This window comes from Candidatus Cloacimonadota bacterium (genome assembly GCA_011372345.1).
Classification (GTDB): Bacteria; Cloacimonadota; Cloacimonadia; order Cloacimonadales; family TCS61; genus DRTC01.
In genome coordinates this window covers 1-4,473 of record DRTC01000283.1, presented here as the reverse complement: position 1 = coordinate 4,473, position 4,473 = coordinate 1, and the positions used below count along the sequence as shown (strand labels likewise).

The following is a 4,473-nucleotide window of genomic DNA, read 5'->3' as shown; positions in this document are numbered from 1 at the left end:
TCGATGATCTTGTGCTTTCAGGAAATTGCCTGATCGCTGATAATGGTGTTTCAATGAATGGTGATGTGGTCAATAACGGCTATTTACAGAATGTTTATGGTAATCATACCCTCTATTTGAATGGAGACTTTACCAATAACGGAACTGTCAGGAATAATCCGAGTGGATATACTTTTTATACTCAACTGAAACAGGATGTTACCAATAATGGAAGTTGGACCAATACTCGAAACTATGTTAATGGAACAATAGACCAGACTATCACTATCGAGAATCCTAACGAAATAACTGCGGATGTCCGCTTCGATTCTGATATCGCTGTTGCTCCCTATCAATGGAGATTCAACGGTTCAAACCTCAATGATCCTGATTTTGTTGGTGAAACCGGCTCTCAACTGGATTGGGAAGTTCCTGTAGCCAGCGGCTGGTTTGGAACTTTTGATTGTGATACAGGCGGAGGTTTATCCAGAAATATTATTGTAATCGAATCCGGAGCAGCACCGGATACTCCCCAAAATCTTACTATCGAAATCTCTGGTGGAAATGTAAATCTCGATTGGGATGATGCAGCAGGTGCAACTTCTTACACTGTTTATTCCGATACGGATCCATACGGAACTTTCACAACAAATGAAGGAATTGTAGCCGTTTCTGAATGGAGTGAAGCGATTCCTACAGATATAAAGTATTATCGCGTAACTGCGAGTAATTAAAGGATAAAGGAGCAGGATAAAACCTGTTCCTTTTTTTGCATAGATCTCAAATATAATTAAGATTAAACGATGATTTTTTTTGTATTTCATACAATATCACAGAATTAAAAAATATTATTCGAAGATTTTAAACTGAGATGCTATTACATTGATAGAGATTGGAGAACCTATAGACATAGATTTCTAAGTGATCGACTATTCCGAATCTCCGAAAGTTGATCCAGAATCTTTCATCATTAAACTGTAGCTGAGGACATAAATTTCAATCACAAATTATTTATGCAATAATTCCTCAAATATTTCATCAAGTAATTCCAATGCGATATAAAACAGATTAGCGATAAGTAATGAACTTAACAACAAAAATATAAAAAACAAAATAAACATTGCTTATTTTGTCTAAAAAAAAAAAATTGGGGAAATATTTTAATTATTAAAGGAGGAAATTATGAAAAAGGTTTGTTTGTTTCTCTTATTTGTTTTATTCACAGCTCAGTTGATTTCTTTAGTAACCATCGACTATACAATGTATTTAAGTGAACATACTGTTATAGATGATGATGTGTTGATCACTGCAACAGGAGCTATTACAAATCACAGGGACCATAGCCCAACGCTTACTATTACAGGAAATATTATCAACAATGGCTCCATTTACAATTGGAATACAAGATCTTTAACAGTACGGCTTCAAGGTGATATTACCAATAATGGTTCCTGGAGCAATAATTATACACATCTGGATGGAACTACAGATCAGAATATTTCTTGCGGAGGAACCGGAGCATTTTCAGGATCACATTTCTACAATAATAATACAGGTAATGTAATTGCAACAGGAGACCTGAATTTTACAAATTGTAATGCAGACTTTCAAGATTTAGGAAACCTGGACCTTTCCGGAGGATTCGATATTTATGCAGATGATAGCATTTTATATGATTTTAATATCACTGGAGGGAATGGTTCTACTATCAATATGGTTAATGGCGATTATGCTTATGACCTGGAAGCTTCGGACATTATCTTGGATGGAGAAGTAATCCTCTGGGGAGCTGATTGCAATTTTACTGGTTCATTGATTAATAATGGAACCATTACAAACTACATTAGCGGATCGGCAGTTTTGGGCATCGAAGGTGATTTCGTAAATAACGGGGATATCTTCAACTGGAACTGTAGATACATTACTCTTAATCTGGAAGGAGATGTAACCAACAACGGAACCTGGACGCATCACTATACTAACTTTACCGGAACTACAGATCAAACCATCATTTGCGGTGCGGGTAGCAGCTTTGCTGGTTTATATTGCGACAACACGAATACTGGAAGCATAATAGCCGGCTCAGATATTACTTTTGTAGGTTGCGATGTAGACTTCCAAGATATTGGCATCCTTGACCTCTCCGGTGGATTTGTCCTTTATGCAGATGATAGTATTCTTTATGACTTAAATGTAATCGGAGGTAATGGTGCGACAATCAATATGTCCAATGGCAGATATGCTTATGACCTTGAAGCATCAGATATTATCTTGGATGGTGAAGTAATCCTTTGGGGAGCAGACTTTTCATTTACCGGTTTATTAACAAATAATGGCATAATGAAGAACTACATTAGCGGATCGGCAGTTTTGGGCATCGAAGGTGATTTCGTAAATAACGGGGATATCTTCAACTGGAACAGTAGATACATTACTCTTAATCTGGAAGGAGATGTAACCAACAACGGAACCTGGACACACCACTATACAAACTTTGCAGGTACATCAGATCAAACTATTGTATGCGGTTCAGGAAGTAGTTTTGCAGGTCTCAACTGCACAAACACGAATACAGGAAGCCTTATCGCAGGGTCTGATATTTCTTTTGTAGATTGTAATGTAGACTTTAATAATATTGGTGTTCTGGATATTTCTGCCGGTTATAATCTAAATGTTTCGGACGGATATTTATACAACATTTACATTTTGGGTGGGAACGGTACTGAACTGAATATGTCTGATGGTGCATATTTTTATTACAGTTCTGCAGAAGACATCATTCTATCCGGTATTACCGAAATGTATGGAACCTGCGACTTCCCAGGATATGTCATTAATACTGGAACTATCACTAATTTTATTTCTGCATCTAATGTGTTAAATGTAGCCGGTGATTTTACAAATAACGGTATAATAACAGACTGGAACGGAAGACAAACAACATTAAATATCAGTGGAGATATTACCAACAACGGAACTTGGGAGAATTATTATACTTATCTTACAGGCACAGATCAACATATTACTAATACACCCGGTAATCCTTTTACTGGAGAAAAGTTTTATGGAAATCCGACTCGAGGAAATATCTATCTGGATTCTGATGTAGATTTCATAGATGTAGATTTTGATTTGAACAGTAACAATTTAATCTTGCAAGATGGGAACACATTATTTATGGATACTTCTAAACTTTTCGATGGTTCTGTAGTTACAGCAGGAGACAATACACGCTCTATACTGAATATGATAAATGATTCACGGCTGTATACACTTTCGGTGGAAGATACAGAGCTGCAGGGAATTTGTAATCTTCAAGACAATAATGTTACTTTTGAAAATTCTGTTGTAGTCACAGGTACTTTGGCAAATCATACAAGCTACTATATAACTGCTTACGTTAACGGTTCCCTGGTAAATAACGGAACTATCACAGAATTTGGCAACAGAACATTCGATCTCTATATTTCAGGTGATATCGAGAATAATGGTATCTGGACGAACGAAGATACCTTTCTGGATGGATCGACTGTGCAGCATATAAGTTGTAGTGGAGCTTCAGTTTTTAACGGATATACTTTTCAAAACAATAATGCGAATAACATCATAGCCGACTCCGACCTGTATTTTAATACTCGATTTGATTTCTTGGACAATGGATCACTTGATCTTTCCGGAGGTTATACTTTGTATACAGATGGTGCATATTATTATAGGAACATCGATATTATCGGTGGTAACAATGCAGAAATTCATTCTGAAGGAGACAGCTATCTCAGAGACGCATCAATAAGTAATATTGTTCTATCCGGTACTATTTCTCAATACGGAACCATAACTTATACAGGAGATACGACCATCAACGGTTCTTTCAGGAATCATGCATCCACTCATCCTACTGTAAATATGGCGAATGTCATAAATAACGGCACCATAGAAAATGTGAATACCAGATATATGAATCTTTTTATTTCAGGTGATGTTGTAAACAACGGAAGCTGGAATAACTACTACAATAAGTTTGATGGAACCATTGATCAAACTATTACTCTGGAAAACTCAAGCGTTATTTCGGGAAATACTACATTTATTTCTGATATAACGGGCTCCAACTATCAATGGTATTTCGATTCAGCTATTTTGGATAGTCCTGATTTCACAGGAGAGACAACGCAAAACCTTAACTGGTCTCAAGATATATCAGAACCTTTTGCTGGAACATATAATTGCATTGTAGATGGAACTCCTTCCCGAAATATAATTGTTACATCACCTTCACTCGAAGCACCTGCTGGTATTACAATTACAGTTACTTCATCAGATATTGAACTCGACTGGGATGATGTAACCGGAGCAACTTCCTACACCGTCTATTCCGATTCCGATCCTTATGGAAGTTTCACAATTTCAGAATGGACAGGAGCAGTTTCAGAATGGAGTGAAGCAATTCCCGGAGATACGAAATATTATCGGGTGACTGCAAGTAATTAAAAC

The 4,473-nt window shown here is 36.7% G+C and carries 1 protein-coding gene; it reads left to right on the top strand.

Translation table 11 applies throughout. The features are described from left to right. The first annotated feature begins 1,161 nt into the window (after positions 1-1,161). On the top strand, positions 1,162-4,470 hold the full coding sequence (locus ENL20_05515) for a hypothetical protein (GenBank protein ID HHE38014.1): 3,309 nt from the start codon (positions 1,162-1,164) through the stop codon (positions 4,468-4,470). Positions 4,471-4,473: the final 3 nt, after the last annotated feature.